This is a genomic window from Aeribacillus sp. FSL W8-0870 (assembly GCF_037963755.1).
In the GTDB taxonomy this organism is placed as follows: domain Bacteria; phylum Bacillota; class Bacilli; order Bacillales; family Aeribacillaceae; genus Aeribacillus; species Aeribacillus composti.
In genome coordinates, this window is the sequence record NZ_CP150165.1 from 2,142,265 (window position 1) to 2,163,161 (window position 20,897).

General features: G+C 37.0%; 22 protein-coding genes and 3 pseudogenes. 15 read left to right on the forward strand and 10 right to left on the reverse strand.

Going from position 1 to position 20,897, the window contains the following annotated elements:
• Positions 1–211 precede the first annotated feature (211 nt).
• Genes NSU02_RS10315 through NSU02_RS10325 form a run of 3 tightly spaced genes read left to right on the forward strand, consistent with a single transcriptional unit; the run spans position 212 to position 2,099 of the window.
• Positions 212–592: a GntR family transcriptional regulator gene (locus NSU02_RS10315; protein WP_066251550.1), complete on the forward strand. Its 381-nt coding sequence runs from the start codon at positions 212–214 to the stop codon at positions 590–592.
• Positions 592–1,446, forward strand: coding sequence for an ABC transporter ATP-binding protein (locus NSU02_RS10320; protein ID WP_066251558.1), 855 nt, complete (start codon positions 592–594; stop codon positions 1,444–1,446). Before NSU02_RS10315 ends, NSU02_RS10320 begins: the two co-directional genes overlap by 1 nt.
• A 2-nt stretch (positions 1,447–1,448) precedes the next feature.
• Positions 1,449–2,099 carry an ABC-2 transporter permease gene (locus tag NSU02_RS10325; RefSeq protein ID WP_339192839.1) on the forward strand — a complete coding sequence of 217 codons (651 nt, stop codon included), beginning with the start codon at positions 1,449–1,451 and terminating at the stop codon, positions 2,097–2,099.
• 234 nt (positions 2,100–2,333) lie between these two features.
• On the opposite strand, the gene NSU02_RS10330 is transcribed toward NSU02_RS10325, so the two are convergent.
• A complete protein-coding gene (locus tag NSU02_RS10330) occupies positions 2,334–2,432 on the reverse strand; it encodes a hypothetical protein (protein WP_339195760.1) in 99 nt (32 codons plus the stop codon).
• 101 nt (positions 2,433–2,533) lie between these two features.
• A pseudogene (locus NSU02_RS10335) lies at positions 2,534–3,544 on the reverse strand (ISL3 family transposase); the annotation flags it as partial.
• Between the two features lie 206 nt (positions 3,545–3,750).
• On the opposite strand from NSU02_RS10335, the gene NSU02_RS10340 reads away from it, so the two are divergent.
• Both NSU02_RS10340 and NSU02_RS10345 read left to right on the forward strand, forming a co-directional pair.
• Positions 3,751–4,449 carry a response regulator transcription factor gene (locus NSU02_RS10340; protein WP_066248639.1) on the forward strand — a complete coding sequence of 233 codons (699 nt, stop codon included), beginning with the start codon at positions 3,751–3,753 and terminating at the stop codon, positions 4,447–4,449.
• Complete coding sequence (locus NSU02_RS10345; RefSeq protein ID WP_066248637.1) at positions 4,436–5,893, forward strand: HAMP domain-containing sensor histidine kinase; 1,458 nt, start codon at positions 4,436–4,438, stop codon at positions 5,891–5,893. The genes NSU02_RS10340 and NSU02_RS10345 overlap by 14 nt, the downstream gene beginning before the upstream one ends.
• 130 nt (positions 5,894–6,023) lie before the next feature.
• Here NSU02_RS10345 and NSU02_RS10350 read toward each other — a convergent pair whose 3' ends face one another.
• Genes NSU02_RS10350 through NSU02_RS10365 form a run of 4 tightly spaced genes read right to left on the reverse strand, consistent with a single transcriptional unit; the run spans position 6,024 to position 8,757 of the window.
• Entirely contained in the window at positions 6,024–6,458 is a 435-nt protein-coding gene (locus NSU02_RS10350) for a NisI/SpaI family lantibiotic immunity lipoprotein (protein WP_094245851.1), read from the reverse strand.
• Positions 6,459–6,512: 54 nt separating this feature from the next.
• The gene (locus NSU02_RS10355) at positions 6,513–7,301 is read right to left on the reverse strand and encodes a lantibiotic immunity ABC transporter MutG family permease subunit (RefSeq protein ID WP_066248632.1); all 789 of its coding nucleotides are present in this window, start codon (positions 7,299–7,301) and stop codon (positions 6,513–6,515) included.
• 1 nt (position 7,302) lies between these two features.
• Entirely contained in the window at positions 7,303–8,049 is a 747-nt protein-coding gene (locus tag NSU02_RS10360; RefSeq protein ID WP_066248629.1) for a lantibiotic immunity ABC transporter MutE/EpiE family permease subunit, read from the reverse strand.
• Positions 8,050–8,064: 15 nt separating this feature from the next.
• Positions 8,065–8,757 carry a lantibiotic protection ABC transporter ATP-binding protein gene (locus tag NSU02_RS10365; RefSeq protein ID WP_066248627.1) on the reverse strand — a complete coding sequence of 231 codons (693 nt, stop codon included), beginning with the start codon at positions 8,755–8,757 and terminating at the stop codon, positions 8,065–8,067.
• 951 nt (positions 8,758–9,708) lie between these two features.
• Here NSU02_RS10365 and NSU02_RS10370 point away from each other — a divergent pair.
• A pseudogene (locus NSU02_RS10370) lies at positions 9,709–9,951 on the forward strand (alcohol dehydrogenase); the annotation flags it as partial.
• A gap of 137 nt (positions 9,952–10,088) precedes the next feature.
• Here the strand turns inward: NSU02_RS10370 and NSU02_RS10375 are convergent.
• Positions 10,089–10,637: a TetR/AcrR family transcriptional regulator gene (locus NSU02_RS10375; RefSeq protein WP_066248622.1), complete on the reverse strand. Its 549-nt coding sequence runs from the start codon at positions 10,635–10,637 to the stop codon at positions 10,089–10,091.
• Positions 10,638–10,899: 262 nt separating this feature from the next.
• Here NSU02_RS10375 and NSU02_RS10380 point away from each other — a divergent pair, with 262 nt between their 5' ends.
• A complete protein-coding gene (locus NSU02_RS10380) occupies positions 10,900–11,742 on the forward strand; it encodes an SDR family NAD(P)-dependent oxidoreductase (protein WP_066248619.1) in 843 nt (280 codons plus the stop codon).
• Positions 11,743–11,880: 138 nt separating this feature from the next.
• Here NSU02_RS10380 and NSU02_RS10385 read toward each other — a convergent pair.
• Positions 11,881–12,123 (reverse strand): annotated as a pseudogene (locus NSU02_RS10385) (AraC family transcriptional regulator); the annotation flags it as partial.
• Between NSU02_RS10385 and NSU02_RS10390 the strand changes: the two are divergent.
• The 6 genes from NSU02_RS10390 (at position 12,118) to NSU02_RS10415 (ending at position 16,261) form a co-directional block, all read left to right on the forward strand.
• Positions 12,118–12,441: a hypothetical protein gene (locus NSU02_RS10390; protein WP_339192840.1), complete on the forward strand. Its 324-nt coding sequence runs from the start codon at positions 12,118–12,120 to the stop codon at positions 12,439–12,441. The pseudogene NSU02_RS10385 and the gene NSU02_RS10390 sit on opposite strands and share 6 nt — an antisense overlap.
• A gap of 10 nt (positions 12,442–12,451) precedes the next feature.
• Entirely contained in the window at positions 12,452–12,985 is a 534-nt protein-coding gene (locus NSU02_RS10395) for a WYL domain-containing protein (protein WP_339192841.1), read from the forward strand.
• Positions 12,986–13,020: 35 nt separating this feature from the next.
• The gene (locus tag NSU02_RS10400) at positions 13,021–13,728 is read left to right on the forward strand and encodes a hypothetical protein (RefSeq protein WP_339192842.1); all 708 of its coding nucleotides are present in this window, start codon (positions 13,021–13,023) and stop codon (positions 13,726–13,728) included.
• Between the two features lie 48 nt (positions 13,729–13,776).
• The gene (locus tag NSU02_RS10405; protein WP_339192843.1) at positions 13,777–14,952 is read left to right on the forward strand and encodes a PD-(D/E)XK nuclease family protein; all 1,176 of its coding nucleotides are present in this window, start codon (positions 13,777–13,779) and stop codon (positions 14,950–14,952) included.
• 21 nt (positions 14,953–14,973) lie between these two features.
• Positions 14,974–15,870, forward strand: coding sequence for a hypothetical protein (locus NSU02_RS10410; protein WP_339192844.1), 897 nt, complete (start codon positions 14,974–14,976; stop codon positions 15,868–15,870).
• Positions 15,871–15,955: 85 nt separating this feature from the next.
• Entirely contained in the window at positions 15,956–16,261 is a 306-nt protein-coding gene (locus tag NSU02_RS10415) for a hypothetical protein (protein WP_044895870.1), read from the forward strand.
• A gap of 159 nt (positions 16,262–16,420) precedes the next feature.
• Here NSU02_RS10415 and NSU02_RS10420 read toward each other — a convergent pair whose 3' ends face one another.
• Positions 16,421–17,536, reverse strand: coding sequence for an IS4 family transposase (locus NSU02_RS10420; RefSeq protein ID WP_339192845.1), 1,116 nt, complete (start codon positions 17,534–17,536; stop codon positions 16,421–16,423).
• A 578-nt stretch (positions 17,537–18,114) separates the two neighbouring features.
• Between NSU02_RS10420 and NSU02_RS10425 the strand changes: the two genes are divergently transcribed.
• On the forward strand, positions 18,115–18,390 hold the full coding sequence (locus tag NSU02_RS10425) for a nucleotidyltransferase family protein (protein WP_066248648.1): 276 nt from the start codon (positions 18,115–18,117) through the stop codon (positions 18,388–18,390).
• The gene (locus tag NSU02_RS10430; RefSeq protein WP_066248612.1) at positions 18,374–18,712 is read left to right on the forward strand and encodes a DUF86 domain-containing protein; all 339 of its coding nucleotides are present in this window, start codon (positions 18,374–18,376) and stop codon (positions 18,710–18,712) included. Before NSU02_RS10425 ends, NSU02_RS10430 begins: the two co-directional genes overlap by 17 nt.
• A gap of 367 nt (positions 18,713–19,079) precedes the next feature.
• Here the strand turns inward: NSU02_RS10430 and NSU02_RS10435 are convergent, their stop codons facing one another.
• Positions 19,080–20,690 carry an IS1634 family transposase gene (locus tag NSU02_RS10435; RefSeq protein ID WP_339192846.1) on the reverse strand — a complete coding sequence of 537 codons (1,611 nt, stop codon included), beginning with the start codon at positions 20,688–20,690 and terminating at the stop codon, positions 19,080–19,082.
• Between the last annotated feature and the right edge of the window lie 207 nt (positions 20,691–20,897).

Below are 20,897 nucleotides of genomic sequence, written 5' to 3' on the forward strand. Positions count from 1 at the left end.
TGCGTAAAGATAAACAAATATAACTGTTGTAATGCCGGCAATTGTTCCAACTGATATAACTCCTGCAACAAAATTTTGTCCGACTGCATGAAACGTAAATTTGTAAATACCTTGATATTTCAAAAATTTTTAATTAAAATTTAATTGTAAATATTGTATATTATGTATATGGTGTATATGTAATACATATACAGTTAAAAGAGGTTTTTCTATGAAAATAATACTTAAAAACAGTTCCGAACAACCTTTATACCAACAAATAAAAGATCAAATTAAGGGTGCCATTCTCCGTCAAGAATTAAAAGAAGGAGAAAAACTACCTTCCATTCGTTCACTAGCAAATGATTTGCATGTTAGTGTTCTTACAACGAAAAGAGTATATGAAGAGTTAGAGAAAGAAGGCTTTATTATAACTATTGTAGGAAAGGGGTCATTTGTAGCGTCTGAAAACATGGAAATGTTATTGGAATCTAAAAGGCATCTGGTGGAAAAAAAGCTCTCAGAAGTGTGGCAAATGGCTAGAACTCTTGGAATAAATAAAGAAGAACTTTACTCAATGATGGATATCATTTTTGAAGAGGATGATGAATGATGAAAGCCGTTTTAGAGGTAAATAACTTAAAAAAAGAGTTAGGTAGTTTCAGCTTAGAACAATTAACTTTTTCACTAAAGGAAGGCTGCATAACAGGATTCATCGGTGTAAATGGTTCTGGGAAAACAACAACAATTAAAACCATTCTTGGACTTTATCCCAAAGATGACGGTAGCATTAAATTTTTTGGTAAAGATATGGAAAAAAATGAATGCGAAATAAAAAATCGCATTGGTGTAGTTTTAGACGAAGGCTATTTTTATGAAGAGATGACATTGAAAGAAATGAAGAGTATTATTGCCCCAGCATATACGAATTGGGATGAATCTGTTTTCTTAAACTACATAAATCGTTTCAATTTAAAATTAAACCAGAAAATTGCCACTTTATCGAAAGGTATGCGTATGAAATTTGCTATTACTTTAGCTCTATCTCACCATGCGGATTTATTAATAATGGATGAACCAACAAGTGGGCTTGATCCATTAATTCGTAATGAGTTAATGGAAATACTTTTAGATTTCATGGAGGAAGAGGGGAAAAGTGTTTTCTTTTCTACTCATATTACGTCTGATTTAGAGAAAGTAGCTGATATGCTTATTTTAATCGACAATGGCAAAATCGTATTCAATGAAAGTAAAGACGAACTATTAGAAAGACACGCTTTGATAAAAGGGGATAATCGTTTAATAAATGAACACTCGACTAAATTATTTTTAAGATTACGTCAAACACCATTTGGATTCGAAGGAATTACCAATAAAGTAGATCAAGTATGTGAGCAAATGAAAGATATTATTATAGAAAGACCCTCCATTGAAGATGTAATGTTGGCTTATGTAAAGGAGAGATAAAATTGTTGCTTCATCTCGTTAAAAAAGATTTAATTTTAGCAAAAAAGTATCTATTGGTTATGCTTATTTTTGCAATTGTAGCACCTATATTTAACAATTCAAAATTAGGATTAAGTAACGGCAGCTTTATAAGTTTTCTTACTACTGTTTTATTTGTGGAATATATTTTGTTTAATATGATTTCGTTTCAAGAGGATAAATATAAAGGGGCAGCCCTTCTTTGTACAACTCCATATACTCGAAATGGTGTTATTAAAGCAAAATACGTATTTATTCTCGTCATTTTTATTGCGTGCTTTCTTTTATATAATCTTGCTGCAGCAATTGGTGCATCATATGGGTTAACACGGTTAAGTATTTATAGTGTAGGAGTAGCTCTTCTTATTATTTCTATTTTTTTCGGTTTATTAATTCCTGTTCAAACTAAATTTGGGTATGAAAAAACAAAATATATCTTTTTTATTACGGTCTTTTTAACTCCATTTATACTGCCAACTATTATTGAATGGTATCAATCTATTGATATTAATATCAATTTTAACTTACCAATACCTCAATCTATAAAGGATTGGATACCTTTTGCTATAGCTGTTTTAATGGGATTAATTTCAATGATTATATCAATCCGAATCTATTCAAGGAAAAACTTATAATCATTTTTTGAGGTGAATATGAATGAAAATAATCATATTTTTATTTCGTCTCATCACCATATTCTGTGATGTTCACACAATTCCGGAAATAAGTTAGCGAGATTGATACTCAATCTAGAGTAGCTCCTTCGTCAGCTTGCAGACCACTAAGTTGGTAGATGAAGGCGGTCAAGTGCTTTCCTTGACGGATTCCATTCTACCAACTACAATGCGGAAAGCTGATGAAGGGCATGGTTAAGCAACCTGATTTTTATAAGTTTTACCTGTACATTCCAAAAATACACGTAGCCGAAATCTTTCAAGGTTTCTGAAGCCAAAAGCACGTCTTTTGATGTTCTTACTCTTATGGTTTGTCCCTTAAATCCGGCCATTCGTAAAGAGGTAAGAAAATATTGTAAAATTTGTGCCTTCCAATTTTCTATCGTCTTGGCAACTTGATGAAATGAAGGAAATGGGCTGCTCCATGCGAGTTGAATCCATTCTTCTAAGAGTGAATCAGCTGTATCATAGTCATTCACTTGGTATATTTCTCTAAAGAGTTCTTTTAGAAAATAGGCATTTGACAATTCTGAATGCTCTTTGAGCATCTCGTCTAATTGTTGTTTTTCATTAGCCGTTAACTTTTCAGAACCTTTCAAGAGTTTAAACCGTCCCTTTTTTAGTCCAGGAGTTTTCTTTCTAACTTGGTCAAGTGCATGTGTCACCTTTTGCACCACATGATATTTATCAATGACGATACAGGCCTCTGGGAATATAGATTTAACAGCTTTATGGAAGGGATCCCACATATCCATAACAACGGTATGAACGCATTTATCAGACAGAATCTTCTTGGCAAGTAAGATCTGAGTTGAATGATAACTCCGTTGATGTTCCATACCAAGCACACTCCCGGATTGGGTATCCATAAGAACTGTTTCATATCGGTGACCCTTTCGGACAGCGATCTCATCAAGGCTAAGGATTAATTCATTGTTTTCTAAAACACTTTCAAGAGTTTCTAAATGCTCCTTCTCTTTTTCTTTAGCAACGGAATAAAATATTCTTTCAACGGTTGTATAAGGTATTTTTTCCTTTCGACTCACTTCTTGGATAGTAGAGCCAATGCACATTTCGTACAGATATTCTCTATACCGATTGGTCTGATGCTTATTAGGACTGATAGATTCAAATGTTTGTGAAAATTCCTCATTACAGTTGTGACAACGGTATCTATACACTCTGACAAATAAGAAAAGGGGCTTACCTAATACGGACAAGTCACGCACCTTTCTTGTCCGCCAGTCATGGACATGACTAGAAAAAAAACCGCAGTAAGAACAGCGTTCTTCTGTAGTATTTTTCTCAACATGTAACAAATTGCAATCTTCAAGAAACACTTGTTTAACAACTTCAAATTCTGGCAAATCTAGTGATACGGAAAACATTTTAGAACCTCCTGTCATGTTAAGTGACACTAACTTTATTGCTAGGAATTCGTGAGTGTTTTCCTTATTTTTTGGGTTAAATCACAAAATGTGGTGATGAATCAAATTTTATTTATTAGGCTAGGAAAAAACAAGGTATTCTCTTATGAGGTTAAGAGGTTCCCTATCTGCATAGATATGGAATATGTTAAAATGTTGTTAGCTGTAAGGTGGGATATAAAAAAGTGAGTAAAAGAAAAATATTGGTAGTTGACGATAATGAAGATATTTGTCTTACGATCAAACAATATTTGGAGCTTTATAATTATATGGTTGAAATTGCACACAGCGGCACGGAGGCGTTGAAAATGATCAGCGGCGATTTTGATTTGATTATATTGGATATTATGATGGAAGGCATTGACGGAATGGAATTGTGTAGTATTATCCGTGATAGAGTGGATTGCCCCATTATATTTGTCAGTGCAAAAACGCTGGAGGAAGATAAGGTTCAAGCTTTGTCTATCGGTGGGGATGACTACATAACCAAACCCTTTGGTTTAAAGGAGTTAAAAGCAAGAATCGATTCCCACTTAAGAAGGGAAGAGCGGATCCGTTCGAATGAGAGATATCTTTTAAGTTCTAAAAATATTACCATTGATCTTTTGGCCAATGAGGTCTTTTGCAAAGGAGTTAAATTGCACTTAACAAAAAAAGAATATGAGATTATTAAATTGTTAATGTTGAATAAAAATGTGGTTTTTTCCAAAGAAAGAATTTTTGAACGTGTATGGGGATTGGATTCAGAAAGTCAGTTAGAAACGGTTACAGAGAGCATTAAAAATATTAGGAAGAAAATAAGAGCTTTAGATAAAGAAACTTCCTATATTAAAACATTATATGGATTAGGTTATAAATGGGATGTTACATATGAAAAAAGATAAAACAATAAAAAGAGATTTTTATTTATTGGTTGTTAAGATCTTCTTGTCAACCATTGTATCCTCACTTATTACTTATTTATGTTTATTATTATTCATATTTATGTTTACAAATAATAATACTATTAAGCCGACGAATTATTTTGTTAAATATCTCGATTTAATTGAAAAAAAGATTGAAGAAAACTCAGCATCAATTTTAATGGGGCGATTAATTGATACAAAGTCCTATAACGAAAAGATTCAAGGGGAAGTTTTGGACATCAACGGTAATCATATGTATGGTGATAAGGGAGTTGCTGGGGACAAAATAGATGTTGGTGAAGTTATAAATCATGAGATTGTAAAAGGAAGTTATGTTTACAGATTTATACCTATTAAACATGATAACTCTATTCAAGCGGTGTATGTGCTGAAAGCCCCTTTCGGATTCATCATTAATAATAATGATCGCCTCGGAATAGTGTTTATTTATGTTGTATTGTTGATTTCTCCGTTGATATTTTTTATTATATATTTAATTTTATTTACATCCAGGCTGTATAAATCATTGTTTAATAATATTAAAGTGTTGCTTCAGGCTGCCGATAAAATTTCGAACGGTGATTTTGATTTTAAAGTCTCGGGGCTGAAAAGAAAAGAGTTTATAAGGATACAGGATTCGTTTAATACAATGATCAGCGCCCTTAAAGAGATGATTGAAAGTTTATCAAAGATCGATGATGAACGGAAAATCATGGTGTCATCGATTGCCCACGATATAAGAACTCCATTAACCGTAATCCGAGGACAAATCGATTTAATTAATGATCTGAAGAACCAAGATCATTTTGATATTACTCCCCATTTGGATATTATCCGCAAGAATTGCAGCAAAATGAGCATGCTTACAGACAATTTGTCGTTGCTATATAAAGTGGAAAAAGCACACTTCTTATTGAATATTAAAAGAATTGATTTAAACAAAATGCTTAATGAGAAAAAGCAAGAAATATCAACAATGGTCTATAATAAAAAATCCGTAAACATTTATTTTGATGTGAATTTAAGGAAACAATTTTATTTTCTTGACGAAGCCATGTTAATGAGGGTTTTGGATAATATTTTATATAACAGCCTGAGATTTACAACGAGCGGGGAAATTAAACTTGAAGTGCGTGATGAAGCAGACGGACACGACACCAAAATCTATTTTAAATGTTCAGACACAGGGACAGGATTTAAGGAAAAAGATACGTCTCTGTTGTTCAAGGCATTTTATCAGAATGAACAATATAAAAATCATTTTGGTTTAGGCCTTTATATCGCAAAAAAAATTGTAAACAATTATGATGGGGAGATTTGGGCTTACAACAATGAAAACGGCGGAGCAACCGTTGAGTTTTATATTAAGGAGATATCAAACTATCCCCAAATTTCACAACCTTCCAACAACCCTAGTAAATGAAGATGGGCGTTGGCGGCGGAAGAAAGGCTAGAGAAAGGGTTGCATATCCCCATCTTTCTCTAGCTGCTGTCTACTTATTTGAGATTATACGGGTTGTTATAAGCTCTATTTCTTATCGCAACGTTGAGATTCATTTTCTTTTCGCAATTAGAAATTGATTGTTGATTGTTACGGCCACTTCTTCTTCCGGGCTTACGCCTTTTATGCTGTATACCCAACCAAAGTTCAAGTGAGTTCTTTTTTCATCTTTTTTATCAGGAACAATTTCGATCTTTCTCAGCTCTTTTTTGCTTAGGATTTGATGATGCTCATTAATGGTAATCGTTTCTGTTACTTTCCCAATCGGTTTGTTCAATTGACGTCGATCTACTTTTGACGCTTGAATGACATAGGTTCGGCCTTGATAGCTAATTTCTTTTAAATTTTTCTTGTTCAGTTCGTATTTTGGCAATGTTCGATCGATCGCCATATTGTGTGATGCCGTTTTTTTCAGGTCGCTGAAAAGCGAACAACCTCCTAAGAATATGGTTCCAATCAGCATCAGGAATAAGATGGAATTTTTCATATCTGCTCTGAGACCTCCTTTTTTCAACATCATGCCTGGATGGAAGGTGAATCTTCATTCATGCGGTTTATTTCCTTCCCAACGATGAAACCAGATGGAACCGATGATCGTTACAACCATGAAGCATGTGATCGCAGGCACAATCCCTTTTAACAACTCTTGAAAATAGGAATTTGACAACTGCATTCCCAAGGCCTGTTTTACCTCGGGCATCAATAACATGGGGGCTTGCGAAAGGCGAACGGCCCAAGCCCATGGAATATAATTCCATATATAATCTCCTAAGACAGTTGCCCCGATGATAGCCGAAATAAGGAATCCTCCGCCTCCGATCGCTATAGATGCACCCATACCGAATGCAAAGCTGATAAGCATATGCATGGAAAAAAGAATTAGTGAGCCAACAACAGACAACAGCGCTCCTTGCAAAAACAAATCATAATGGATATTGTCTATGTTCAATATATATCTCATCCCTAACAACATAAGGAAAGTTGCCAAGAATATGTCCGCAATTGCTGCAAAAATCAGCAGAAAAAGTTTGCCTAAGTAAAATTTCGCTCTTGAAACAGGACCGGTCAACAAGTTCATAAAACTTCCCGATTTTTCTTCCTGGTATGAGATCAAACCGGTAAGCAGCGAGATAATAATAGGTAAAGAGACAGTCAATACCTCAAAAAAGCCTCCGTATATTTTAACTTGCCAAGAAGAAGGATCATTGTATCTGGAAAAATACCATAACATAAAGATTGGATAAATGACCGGCGTTACAAACACGATCAGTCTGATTGTTGTACGCCTTGTCTTTAACCATTCGGAAGACAGAACCTGCAGAAAAGACATTTCAGTTCACCTCTTTTCTCGAAAACCAAAATGCTGTAGCAAAAGACAATAAAAGAAAAATGACAATGGAGATGGCAATTCCCATTGGAATAACGGAAGGATCCAATAAAGGGCTTCCTTTTTCCAAAGGAACTCCGTTCGGATGAACCCCCACAATTGGGCACATCAGTCTCATTCCCCAGCTCCATGGAATATACATCCAGTACGATTCTGAAGCCATTACTACTCCTAATACAATCCCTATCACACTTACAATAATGGAAATCACTATTCCGAATCGTTCTGCAAAAAACAACCCTATAGGAATGTATGCTAAAGATGTGATCCAAATGGTAAGGCTGGCCAATATGACGACAGTTGCTGATGAAATACTGTTGGGCAAAATGAATTTTAATATGATTAGCAATAGAATGAATTCAATTGTTGAGAGCAATGTATAATAGGCAATTACAATGATTTTGCTGAACCATATGCGTATAATACTAATATCATAGCAACGTAAGGATCTATAGTTCCCCGACTTTTTTTCTCTCATTGCTGAAAGCGATGCGATCAATGACGTTCCTAACGGAGCAAATATTAACGGCCACCAATTAAATACGGTGTATTCGAAATAATTATATTCTGAATTAATCGTAGGCATGGTAATAATGGCGTACAGTACAAAGAAAAAAGGAGCAATATATACGAGTTTTTTGGCAAAAGTCCGCTTATATTTTAAACGTTCAGACTGTATCATATTCAGCATTATTCTCAGCCTCCTTCATAATCCGTTGACCACATCTATAAAGAGTTTTTCTAGATCTTGGTCTTCATCTATTTCTCCTTGATATTTAAGTTTTCCGTTTTGAATAATGCCGATATAATCCGCCAATTGTTTTACTTCCGTCAAAATATGGCTTGATAAGATTACAGTTATTCCTTGTTCTGGGAAAGATCTGATAAGTTTCCGCAATTCTTGTATACCCAGCGGATCAAGTCCGTTTGTCGGTTCGTCGAGAATAAGAAGTTTGGGATGATTTAAAAGTGCTTTGGCAATACCCAATCTCTGCTTCATACCAAAGGAAAACTGAGACACTTTCTTTTTTTCTGTATTTTCCAAACCAACAATTTTCAACACTTCTTTTATTCTTGAGTCAGGCAAATTCAGTAATTTTGCATGAACAAGTAAATTCTCATAGGCCGTTAAATTGCCGTAAAGAGCCGGTGATTCGATAAGCGCACCGATATCTTTAAGGTCTTTTCTGCTCCAAGGATGGCCATTTATCATAATTTCCCCTTTTGTAGGACGCAGAAGTCCTGTCAGCATTTTTAAAACAGTGGATTTTCCGGCTCCATTCGGTCCAAGCAATCCATAAATGGTATTTCTTTTGACCTTTATCGATACATTGTCTACCGCTAGTTGTTTGCCGAACGCTTTGCTTAAATGATGGGTTTCCAACATATACTCTCCCATGTTCATGCTCCTTTCATAATGAAAAATTTTATCGTGATGTTGCTTCTGGCTGGAATAAGGACAAACATAGCATGCTGTCTTCGTGCTATTTTTTATATTAATGCCTCAATCTAATGTTTTTGTAAGAAAAGGAACAAATTGATGATGTTTTCTGTGGATCGATCTCTTTCAATAAGGAGGCAAGACGCATAATGACTGGAACATCATGGAAGATATGTTTCAAGGAAGCGGGAGAAAAGTAGATATTGATGACGTGATGCTCAACGGAATCGGCTTTTTCGATGATTGAGTGCGCAAACAGCGAATCCACGGGAGACATGCGGCATTTTTCTATGCGTCGTCACCTTTCCGACTTCATGGGGAAAGGGCGGACAATGGGTGGGGCACCCAGTGGATTCAAGACAGTTTTCTACACAGGGTCCAGGCCACTGTTAAGCACAACGTTCTGTTCAACTGTTTGCGCCTATCCTTCATTATGGGAAGGAGAGGGAGATTTTCATGCCTAGGTGGAGAGCAAAAGTTGCTCATGGATGTTTTCTATGGTTTTCCTTAGAAGCAGTATAACCGGAGTGGGCGCCGCTTATGCGCAGGTTAACTTTTCAATGAGCATATATATAGTTAACCGATAGATACCAAACAGATTGATTTTGGCTTTGCAGATTATTTCGGAATGTTTGCGTTCCCTTCTGAACGAAGAATGAGCAGGCTGAAAAGGGTGAAACGGAAGGTGTTCCACAAGGGAGGACACCTTTTCTTCTTCCTAATGTATACGCATATTAAGTAATCATTTAGTGACAATATGTTGTGTTTTTGTTAGGATCAACAACCTTTTGAGACGATCAACTCCTGATTATTGTGTAAAAATTCGCTTTCGGTCTAGCAAATTTAGGTCTTGGAAAAATCAAACTACTTTTTGCCGTTTCTTTTTACACAAAATCTTGGACTTAACCCGGTGCGCCAGCTAACCCGGATACGTACAATGTGTTTTCCTTAATTATGCACCGCCGCAGCATCGCTGGTTCCCTTGTCGGCGGCCTTCGGGAAACGCAAGAGATGCTTGATTTCGCCGCTGAGCACGGCATTGTGCAAAAAATTGAAGTGATTCGCGCTGACCAAGTGGACGAAGCGTATGAACGTGTCCTCCGCAGCGATGTCCGTTACCGCTTTGTCATCGACATGTCGACATTATCGTGATGGCGAAATACGCATCCGTCGGAAAGGAGAGAAAAAATGGAAAACATCGAGATTATCCGTAACGGCGCACAGCCGTCCTCTAAAGGACAAGAAGAGTATTTTACCGGAAATGTCCGCATCGATCCGTTATTCCAAGATTAACCTAAATTCCGATCCAATAACCGTCCCGTTTGTTCGGCGATGACGCGTGCTGGGAGCGGCATCCCATTTTTGAACCACCATTCCACAATCCCGACGACGGCGGAAGCGAAAAATTGCAACACCACCTCTTCGTGCAATCCTTGATTTTTCCCGCCAGATACATCGACTTCCGGCTTGAATTCTTCGATGACCAGCTGTAAAAACCGATTGCGGAAATGTGGTGCCCCTTTGCTGGATAACATCGTCGAGAAAAATAGACGATGGCGTTCAAAGTACTCGTACCAGATATAGTTTCCTTCCTCAAACGTCAGATCGGAAGCCTCGCGGCAAAGCTTCCGTAAATTGTCCATATGTTCTTCAATCAGTTGATCCAATAAATCGTATTTGTCTGTGTAATGGAGATAAATCGTTCCCCGGTTCACATTGGCCCGGTCGGCAATCTCTTGGATCGTAATGTCGTCAAACGGTTTTTCCGCCATCAGTTCGATAACGGCTTTTTTAATGGCTTCTTGGCTTTTGATGATTCTGCGGTCGACTTTGGCCATGTTGAAATCACCAACCTCTCCTAAAGATAATCAATAACTTTCATTGATTTGTTGAATAATCAACGAATTCCATTCATTTAACGATTTGAACGCATTCGATTTCTTTTTATAATTATAAACAGATGTTGTTTATTCAATCAATATTGATTTTTGAGAGCGCATAATTAATGAAATAGCGTAAACGTATCCGTAAAAAAGGAGTGCACCTCTGAGAGGACGCAAAGCCTTGATACATCATTATTTCGAAAGGAAGGAATGAAATATGTCTAACAAGAAAGTCTGGTTTGTTACTGGTGCCGGGCGCGGCATGGGCGTCGAGATCGCCAAAGCCGCCCTAGACGCTGGCTACAACGTCGTTGCTACCGGCCGCAATCCCGAAAAGGTGGCTAAGGCTATCGGCGAGACCGGAAATCTGCTCGTTGCGAAGCTAGATGTTACGAATCCTGCAGATGCTGAGGCCGCCGTCAATGCAGCGGTTGACCGATTTGGAACGATCGATGTGCTTGTTAACAACGCCGCTAACTTTTATGGGGGCTTCTTCGAGGAACTGACACCGGAGCAGATTGGGCATCAACTCTCCACCAACCTCATCGGCCCGATGAACGTCACCCGCGCTGTGCTGCCGGTGATGCGTAAGCAACGTTCGGGGCACATCATCTCCATTTCATCGACCGCGGGCTTTGTCGGCTACGAGTATTGTTCCGCTTATGCTGCCTCGAAATTTGGCCTCGAGGGGTGGATGGAGTCACTGCGTTTCGAAGTCGAACCGTTCGGCATCAAGACGACCATCGTCAATCCGGGCTTTTTCCGCACTGAGCTTTTGCGGCCGGAATCGACGACTTGGGCAGCGCTGCGCATCGAGGACTACACCGAACGCAATGCCGAGCTGCGGCCTTGGTGGGAGTCGATGAATGGGAAACAGCCTGGTGATCCTGCTAAACTGGCCAAGGCGTTAGTGGCTATTGCTAGCCAAGAGGAACCGCCACGCCGTTTTATCGCCGGTACTGACGCCATCGCCGAAGCTGAGCGGAAGACCGCCGAGTTCCAAGAACAGATCAACGCATACTGTGACTTGTCGACTTCTCTGGCGCACGAGGAGGCATAATCAGCCAGAGGTGAAGTGAGTCTGTTAAGGATTCGGGGAGCGAAATGGGATTGGATGACCATGTATCATTTTGGCAAATGAAAAGCGGAGAGGCTAGCCTTGAGAGAACAGAAGATGTTTCGGCTAGCTTCTCTTTTTCTATGCATTAGCCCTTTTCGTACAATCCCCTCTTAGACGCTTGACATCCTCTTTTGGAGGCAGCCCAAACATGCGGGAATATTCGCGGCTAAATTGCGAGGGGCTTTCATAGCCGACTTGAAAGGCGACATCGGCGGCATCGGTCGATTCAGTTAATAACAAGCACCGGGCTTCTTGGAGCCGCAGTTGTTTTTGAAACTGAATTGGGCTCATCGCTGTTACCTCTTTAAAGTGTCTATGAAGAATAGCAAGCACGCAGAAACGATTAAAGAAGATATCCGCTCTCTGCGTTCTGTTTTAGAACATTATGGTGAAATGATTGTGTACAATTCGAAAGACAAATTATACGAGTTAATGACAAGTGAGCATTCTTTAACGATTGGAGAAGCTTTTGTCCTATTAATCCTTCTATATCATAGCAGGAGTTTAAATAAAGAAGAATGTGAACAAATCGAGGCTAAAATCATGGAGATGTACTCATTGCAAGAACAACAAAAACTGAAACGATTTTTCTGCAGCTATAATTCATTATCAATCGTTTCAAAAAGAAAGGTTACTTGAGAAAATTGACATGATTTTTCAAGCTATTCTTCAGAAAAAATGTTTATCATTCAATTATCAAAAAGATGGAACAAAGACAGAACGAATAGTCCAACCGCTCAGTGTCGTTTTTCATGACCATGCTTTTTATGTAGCAGCCAAACTCGTCAATAAGAATAAGCAAAATCCCATTTATTTTCGAATTGATCGTATAACAGATCTTAATGTATTAAAACAAAGTTTTCCAACAAATGAGAAACACGAGTATTTTCAAGCTGGTGCATATAAGAATCTCGCTTTTAACATGTTTACAGGAGATGAAATTATTGTCAAAATAAAAACAGTAAAATGGCTAGAAGAGTATGTATATCGGGCATTTGCGCATGCGAAAAAAGTTGCTGAAAATGAGACAAGCATCATAATGGAAATGAAAGTATTCGGAACAGAAGGGATACTCTTCTGGATTTTAGCACAACAAGAACGTGTTGAAGTTCTAGAACCTCTCTTTCTAAGAGAAAAAATAAAAGAAAAAATTATCAAGTTAGCAAAATTGTATGAAATATAGTTCTGATAACGATTTGTGAAGGGAAAATCAGTAGCATGAACATCTATTTAATGAAAACATTTGAAAATTGGGCAGATAGATTTTTAAACCATGAATGTCCTTTCATCGGCATTGATCAATGCGGTATTCACACAGACTTGTCACAATTGACAAAAATCGAGAAAGAAGAATTGTTCGATAAACTACAGGTAAAAAATCAAAATAAAAAGTGGGGCTATATCCAAAAGTGTTTTACTCGTTTTTACGATGAAATGAACATCGATGATATTATTGTTATTGGTACAGGACACGCAACGTGTTTTCACGTAAACGGCATCGTTAGAGTGGTAAGTAAACCGTATTTTACGGAGGAAATTCCGCAACACCGCAGAAGTGTAGAGATTATCTGGAAAGGAAGTCCCTTTCCGGTAGAAGAATGGAGTTATGCTAAACGGCTTTCAAAGCTAACTAAAGAAAAACATTTGCGTAAGTTTATTGAAATATATACGATTCATTTAAATATCACAGGAACGAAAAAAAGAATTATTGCTCAACAAAGTGATACATGCTTCTTAATTTATCTAGGTAATGACCAAGGACAAATCTTAGATTTACATTCTAAAATCTTATATCCTTCCATGAATATTCATTCCATTCTAAAGTTTGGATATTGGGAAGAGTACATAGGTCATCATAATTTGGACGAATTATTAAAAAATGTACGATTAATAGAAACAGAATCCCAAACTCCGAACTCAATCTAGATAACTGGAAAAATTCATTAGAAATCTAAAATAAAGAAGGTAGATTTTATGAAAAACATTGATTTTATTGAATCGTTAAACCATATTAAAAAATACTATTCTCTATTACCAGATGAGAATAGAGAAAAAAACGTGACAATTCTTGATATTTTCAATAAAACGTTCAGTGAAGATTACATAAGTGACTATTTAGCCTATATCTTAAATCCACAACTTAACGGAATTGGTTTTGAGCCGTTAAAAAAGCTAGTGGAAGCCGCTGATGGAGAATGGCAAGAAGAGTATGAAACTTCTGCAGATGAAGTATTTGTAAAGCGGGAGTTTACCTTTAATAATGGTAGAAGAATTGATTTACTCATCAACGTTTTCGATTCGTTAATTGTCGGAATTGAACATAAGGTATTTACAGAAGAGCATGGCAATCAAACGATTGTTTACGCAGAAGAGATTAAAAAGCTTTTTCCGCACCATCAACACGTACTAATTTTTTTGACTCACAACAAAAGAGAAGCTCTGGCAAATAATAAGTTTAAAGCAATAGGTTATGAAGAACTAATTTTGCTGTTGAAAAGTGTTCAATTCGATTATTTAAAAAACATTAAAAAAAGTGTATTATATCAAGATTTCATTACTCATTTGGAGGAGAATTTTATGAAAAAGAATACATTGGTGCTTTCTGAAAAGACCAAGCTATATCTTGATAATGCCAAAATGATTGAAGATTTAAGAAAAAGCTTTGAAAAAGATTATGAAATGATTCTCAACTATATTCTTAACATGATGAAAAATCATCTTGAGAAGTATGATGGAAGTGAATGGTTTTTAAACGTTAACGTGGATCGCGGCTTTCAACAAATAACAAAAAAAGATTGGAATGTTAAGGGACTTAATATTCATTTTGAATTGTCAATTTCAAAGAGAAATCTAATCTTAAAGCCTGCAGTTGAGTTCATGATTGATATTGAAGCTCCGGGGAAAACTCAAGCAAAAAGAGATTTTATGGAACAGCTAGAAAAAAATTATTCAGATGCAATTGAAAGTTTAGTTCAACGCCACCATTTAAAAAAATACCCAAGGTCAAGGACATTTGTCTCGAAGGAATACGAGTTATTAACACGCGAAAATATTGATAACCAACAGCTCCTTCAAAGTAATATTGAAGTAATTTTAAAAGAGTTTGAAGGGTTTATAGATATTTTGAACGATGCTTTAATCCGTATATGATTTGAATGTATTTTCTCCCCGTTGGAACATAGTTCTTCTATAGAAGAAACGGAAAAAATCAGAAAAGAATTACATACGTTACAGCTAGAGTATGAACAGAAGGAAAAAGAAATACAATCCTTACAGGCTGAATATGAGGCATTAATAAATGAGAAGAAAAAGTTAGAAACTGAATTGCTGAGCAAAGTATCAACAATTAACCAATTGAACACCCGTCTGCAGCAAACACAGCGGCAGTTAGATGCAATGAGTATAGAAAAGGAGAAATTCCAACAGATACTCAAAGATCAAGAGCATCAGCTAAAACAAATGAATCAAAAAATGGCACATTATCAACAGCAAATTCGTAAACACGAAGAATATATTGAGCAGTTGATTCAGCGGGAGCAAGCAGCAACTATTGACAAAAAACGTTTAGAAGAGGCTTTGCATCAACAAGAGTTACAGTTTCTAGATATCATGAAAGAATATGATCATGAAATCAAGGAGCTGCAAGAAAAGCTAACAAACGAACAAAATGAAAAAGCTATCATGGCATATGAATATGAGTTAACAAAAGAGCTGAATGAAGAAGAACGAAAAATTCTTGAACGTGAGTTTGAACCACGATTTCGCAAAATATATCCTAACATGAAATTTACCAAACAATTTTTCAACGATTTCTTTCATTTAACTGTTTCAGATCGCATTAAAGCAGAGTTATGTATTGCTCAGTTACATTATCAGTTTCATACAGCTATCTCAAAAGTCCGGCCTAATACAGTAGATACAAAAATTGGCGCAGTCATGGAATACCCTTTTTCGAAAGAAGGAAGAATTTATTTTCGGCGCCAGAACAACGTGATTTATATATACCGCTTAAATCGAAATAAAAAAGAACAACCATTTGTTATTAATTGGTTGAAATCTTTTTTATAATGGTCAGCTTCAGGAGGGATAAAAATGGCAGTATGGTTGGTTCGAGCAGGAAGAAATGGAGAACAGCAAGAAGCAGCGTTAGAACATGGGGGTAGCAGTCATCGGCTGGAATGAACTACCTGTTCTTTCTTCTATACAAACAAGGAAGCAATTAAAAGAGCTTTTTAATAAAGTCTATCCAAAAGCGACAGAAAATGAAGCGGCCAATAAGGTTGGACAAATCTGGGCATTTATTCACCGCATTCAAAAAGGAGACTTAGTGGCTCTTCCGCTAAAATATCGTTCTGCAATAGCAATTGGAAAAGTAGTGGGTACATATCAATATCGAACAGATATCGCTGCTAATATCAGACATACAATCCCTGTGGAATGGATACGAACTGATTTCTAAATTAATCCAAATTCATTAGCATTGCATAAATATAGTTAGAATTTTCTGTTAATTATTTTTTGTGAATTTGTGCCAAAAAGACAAAACCTAAAGAAAGGTGGCACTGCCCATTTGGTAAATATATACAGTTAAACCAGAGCGACAACGACAAAAGGGAGATTATGGACTGGCTCGCCCATCAAATTTTCGCAACCAAACATAAGCTGGTTTCCACAGAGCTCTCTTTAACCAACGAGTAATTCGAAGTAGGGATTTCTTACTTTTCATCTCCAATTGAATGAGAACATGTAAGCAATACGTGATCAGGGCTAAGAAAATTTGATTTTGAATAGCTGTTTCACTCATTCCATAAAAGTGCTTAATTTCTACGTGTTGCTTGAGCCATTTGAAAAAGAGTTCAATAGCCCAGCGAGATCGGTAAATATCACTTATCTCTTCTGGTTTTAAATCAAATCGGTTGGTGATGAAACGAAGTAAGTTCCCTTTTGTGTCCATAACTTCTAGTAGACGAAAGACATTTTCAGTACGATTTTGTGTGGTACCAATGTAGACCATTTTATCGGATAGAACGTGACAATCATCAGGAAGTGAAAATGTATAGACTTCACGAATGACTGCGTTTTTCTTCAGTCTTGAAACGAAGAAATAGCCATCATCTGTCATCCGATCAAAACGTTCATAGTCCACATAACCGCGGTCAAACACATACATGGCTTCTTGATCATCCACTAGGACTTCGAGTTGATTTCGGTCATGTTCTTTTGCTGTCGTAATCACTGCTTTTTCAGGATAGACGGTGTCTTTATCCATGAAAACAAGCCGTAAGTGTAGCTTTACACCAGCTTTTGTTTTCCGGAATTTTGCCCATTTATAATTGGTCAAGTTCAACGGGAGTGTACTTGAATCAATGATTTTCAGTGGCATATTCTTTCCGTTTTGATAATGGTACCGTTGAATTTTCCAAACAAGATCCAAGAACAAATTGGCAAGAATGAGTGGGTGGATCTGATTGTTTTTTCGGGATAGCTGAGAGGCACTTATCGATTCAAATCCGAGTGCTTTTTGAAGATCTTCGTCTACAAGTGCATCACTCATTTCCTCTAAGCTCTTAAATTCGAGCAGCTGGGCTACCAATAAAAGTTTAATATAGGCTTCTGTTGTCAGCTTTTTTGTGTAATAGTCCTGTTTCAATTCTTTGACTTGTTCGCTAAGTTTTTGAATATTTATGGGTGAAACCCATTTACCAAATGATGAAATTAGTGTATTCTTGTCCATAAAGGTTATCCTTTACGATTGGATTTGGGCAGGAACCACCTGTACTTCCATTGTAAAGGATTTTTTTGTTTCGAAATCAATAAAAAATTGAACATTCTTAGTATTTTGAATCATCAGATTTAATTACTGCAATGCTAGTGATCCAAATTATGAGTAAAAAAAGATTCCCTGTTTTGATTGTCAAATTATTGAGAGATTCTCTAATCGACAAAGAACAAGCAGGAGTATATCCCGCGCGGCCGTTTTTTGACTCCCAGCGAACCGCATATACAATCTGTTCGTCCTCGAAAAAGCCGCTTGAACAAGCGTATTTTTTCTTCAGGGGACGATTGGTTAGTAACTATCGAGCTAGTCGAAGTGACAGACTGATTATTTTCTTTCTTTTGCATCATAGCTGAGAGAACTTGTTTTAAGTATTCATAAAGCCTACAAAAAGCTATCCTAAAGAAATAGCAAAAAAGTAGCAGTTAACAATTTGATGAAGAATAATTAAAATGAGGGATGCTATAATGAGGATATAGAGTATTAAGAAAACGGTGGTGATAAATTTGTTATCACAGCAAGAAATACTTAACGAAATGTCCAGAAACTTAGATATATGGAAGGAAAAATATGGTGTAAAACGGATAGGTTTGTTTGGTTCGTATAGCCGGGGAGAACAAAAGGAGTCCAGTGACATTGATGTGTTAGTAGAATTTATGGATCATGCCATGACATTCGATAATTATATGGAGTTAAAATTCAATCTGGAAGATCATTTTCAAAAGCCGGTAGATTTAGTCATTTTAGATGATATCAAGCCATCATTAAAGTCGAGTATTTTAAGGAGTGCTAAGTATGCGGAGAGAGCCTAAAGTCTTTTTACAAGATATTCTTGCGGCTGCAGAAAAAGTTGAAAAATACACCAAGGGCTTATCTTATGATGATTTTCTAAACAATGACTTAGTGTCGGACGCGGTAATTAAAAATATATTAGTGATTGGTGAAGCAACGAAAAACATTCCAGACGAAATCCGACAAGCACACCCGCATATCGAATGGAGAAAGATGGCTGGCATGAGAGATATGATGATTCACGGCTATTTCTCCATTAATTATCGAATTGTCTGGGATGTTGTTCAGAATAAGATTCCTAAGTTAAAACAACATGTTGAACAATTACTAAGTGATTTTTAATAAAGACCAAATTTTTTCAAGTTAACATAGAACGTAGAGGATGATAATCGATAATAATTTACTCTCGTCAAAATCGCCCTTGCTACATTCGTATTTTCAACCGGCGTTGTCGTAAAATCTCTAGTTATTCATCGAATGTAGTTGGGGCTTTAACATTTGGAGTTTCTTCTAATCCCATAAAAAATCCCCATATAGACAAAATATCCCCGCCTTGGTACGAGTTATTAAGAGGCGGGGTTTGTTACTCATGGTATTTAATTTTGTCAAACAGTCGATATGTAAACTCAAGTTTGACAGAGTACACTAAAGAAAAGCCCGAAAATACTGGTGTTTTGGACTTTACCCACAACACGTACCACTACACTTGTTAGTGGCACGTGTTTTTTTCTAATACTCTAGGAGGCGCTTGTGTGACAAGTGCTTCAAATGCTAGATTTGCTTGACCTTGTAATTCTGTACGAACGATTTGCTCTTCACCATTCACGCGTATTTTCGAGGCCTTCATCTGGCTTACATCATGCAAAATATCCTTTACACTTGTTTGGCATCCTATTTCTTTTAGCTTATAGGCCAAAAAGGATTCCATGACAAGCGCAAGGAAACAAACCATGATATGGCCTCGAATACGAGATTCCACTCGATGGTACATCGGGCGAAGTTCTAGATTCGACTTCAGGTTACGAAAGGCTTGTTCCACTCTCCACAACTCTTTATAGGCAAGTGCTGCCTCTTCATCCGTTAATGACGAGTTGGTCCGAATGGCGTACTTTCCGTCAAACTTTTCGTCATTGGATACCTTCTCTTCATCAATTTTGGCCGATGCTTTTTCTATCGTTAAAAACTTGGAATACGCACGGTTTTTGACGAGTCCAGATGGACCGAGTTCATCAAGCTTCGATTGAAGGTTTTCTAACACGACTTGACGACTCGCTCGATCACGTTCTTCAGCGTCCGGATTGTAACAGAGTACATACGTTTCGCCATCGATTTTCTTTGACTTCACTTTTAGATTCGGAAGAACCTTCTTATATGGCCCACGGATGGATAATAGCTCTTGGGCTTTCTTCGACTTTCGTAATTTGACACCCACAATATATTCCATGCCCAGTTCACGAATTTGATCTAAGTTGGCTTCACTAACCATTCCGCGGTCTCCCACTAGAATGACTTTCTGAATAGGATAGCGCTTCTTCAGGTCTCCAACCACCATGCCAAATGTCTTCGTATCATGCATGTTTCCAGGGAAGACTTGATGCCCAATCGGAATCCCTGTTTTGGTCATTAATAAGCCAATCACGACTTGTTTTCGATCTCCACGATGATCTTTGGAGTAACCATAGTGAGCCAGCAGTTCGTCTGCTTCCTCTCCTTCGAAATAGGTGCTTGTCGTGTCGTAAAACACGATATCTACTTCTAATGAGGTTAAATCGGTTAAATGTCCATAAAGTTGTTCCTCAATTTTTTCTTTTTGTTCACTTAAGAAGTCTAATGCACGATAGTAGTGATGGAGTTGAATGTCTGAAAGACCTTCTGCATAAATCGTGTCGATCCATTGTTTGAAGATATAATGCTTACTATTGGGATCCATGAGACGGTTTAACACCATGGCAAAAATGGCTTCGTCATACTGAGAAGCAGCCTCGGAATCATCCATGATTTTACGTAATAGCCGACCAAGCCCTAACTTTTCCCATACCTTTCGGAACAGATAAACCGGCCCAAACTCTTTTGTCCAAAGCACGGAGACAGAAGAGGAAGACCCTTGCCCGTGAATTCGGTCAAAGTAACGCTCTGAAAATTTGGCTAATCCCTCGATTATGTTATCGACAGAGCCATTCTCTAATAAATGTTCTAACCTCCCTAGATTACAAAGCGTTTGTTGCCGAACTTTATTGTCTACACGAAATGTACGACATATTTGTAGATATTGACGAACAGAACCATTTTTATTTTTTTGCTTATTAATTCGAATATACATAGCACTAATAGTATAACATATATTACATATTATTGGATATACAAAAGTTATCCACATAACACTACATAATGATTATATTTTCGATAAAAAAAGTGGATAACTATTGGTATAATCACCTTTAGTTATCCACATGTAGTGAAATGGTGTCAAACTTGAGGTAAACAAAAACAAAGTGAAACATTATGCCCACTCTCTATATTTGTCCTT

What these genes read in the sequence shown, in the direction of transcription:
- NSU02_RS10315 (WP_066251550.1), top strand. Translation starts at nt 212, where the DNA reads ATGAAAATAATACTTAAAAACAGTTCCGAACAACCTTTATACCAACAA.
- NSU02_RS10320 (WP_066251558.1), top strand. Translation starts at nt 592, where the DNA reads ATGAAAGCCGTTTTAGAGGTAAATAACTTAAAAAAAGAGTTAGGTAGT.
- NSU02_RS10345 (WP_066248637.1), top strand. Translation starts at nt 4,436, where the DNA reads ATGAAAAAAGATAAAACAATAAAAAGAGATTTTTATTTATTGGTTGTT.
- NSU02_RS10350 (WP_094245851.1), bottom strand. Translation starts at nt 6,458, where the DNA reads ATGAAAAATTCCATCTTATTCCTGATGCTGATTGGAACCATATTCTTA.
- NSU02_RS10355 (WP_066248632.1), bottom strand. Translation starts at nt 7,301, where the DNA reads ATGTCTTTTCTGCAGGTTCTGTCTTCCGAATGGTTAAAGACAAGGCGT.
- NSU02_RS10360 (WP_066248629.1), bottom strand. Translation starts at nt 8,049, where the DNA reads ATGCTGAATATGATACAGTCTGAACGTTTAAAATATAAGCGGACTTTT.
- NSU02_RS10365 (WP_066248627.1), bottom strand. Translation starts at nt 8,757, where the DNA reads ATGGGAGAGTATATGTTGGAAACCCATCATTTAAGCAAAGCGTTCGGC.
- NSU02_RS10375 (WP_066248622.1), bottom strand. Translation starts at nt 10,637, where the DNA reads ATGGCCAAAGTCGACCGCAGAATCATCAAAAGCCAAGAAGCCATTAAA.
- NSU02_RS10380 (WP_066248619.1), top strand. Translation starts at nt 10,900, where the DNA reads ATGTCTAACAAGAAAGTCTGGTTTGTTACTGGTGCCGGGCGCGGCATG.
- NSU02_RS10390 (WP_339192840.1), top strand. Translation starts at nt 12,118, where the DNA reads ATGAAGAATAGCAAGCACGCAGAAACGATTAAAGAAGATATCCGCTCT.
- NSU02_RS10395 (WP_339192841.1), top strand. Translation starts at nt 12,452, where the DNA reads ATGATTTTTCAAGCTATTCTTCAGAAAAAATGTTTATCATTCAATTAT.
- NSU02_RS10400 (WP_339192842.1), top strand. Translation starts at nt 13,021, where the DNA reads ATGAACATCTATTTAATGAAAACATTTGAAAATTGGGCAGATAGATTT.
- NSU02_RS10405 (WP_339192843.1), top strand. Translation starts at nt 13,777, where the DNA reads ATGAAAAACATTGATTTTATTGAATCGTTAAACCATATTAAAAAATAC.
- NSU02_RS10415 (WP_044895870.1), top strand. Translation starts at nt 15,956, where the DNA reads ATGGGGGTAGCAGTCATCGGCTGGAATGAACTACCTGTTCTTTCTTCT.
- NSU02_RS10420 (WP_339192845.1), bottom strand. Translation starts at nt 17,536, where the DNA reads ATGGACAAGAATACACTAATTTCATCATTTGGTAAATGGGTTTCACCC.
- NSU02_RS10425 (WP_066248648.1), top strand. Translation starts at nt 18,115, where the DNA reads ATGTCCAGAAACTTAGATATATGGAAGGAAAAATATGGTGTAAAACGG.
- NSU02_RS10430 (WP_066248612.1), top strand. Translation starts at nt 18,374, where the DNA reads ATGCGGAGAGAGCCTAAAGTCTTTTTACAAGATATTCTTGCGGCTGCA.
- NSU02_RS10435 (WP_339192846.1), bottom strand. Translation starts at nt 20,690, where the DNA reads ATGTATATTCGAATTAATAAGCAAAAAAATAAAAATGGTTCTGTTCGT.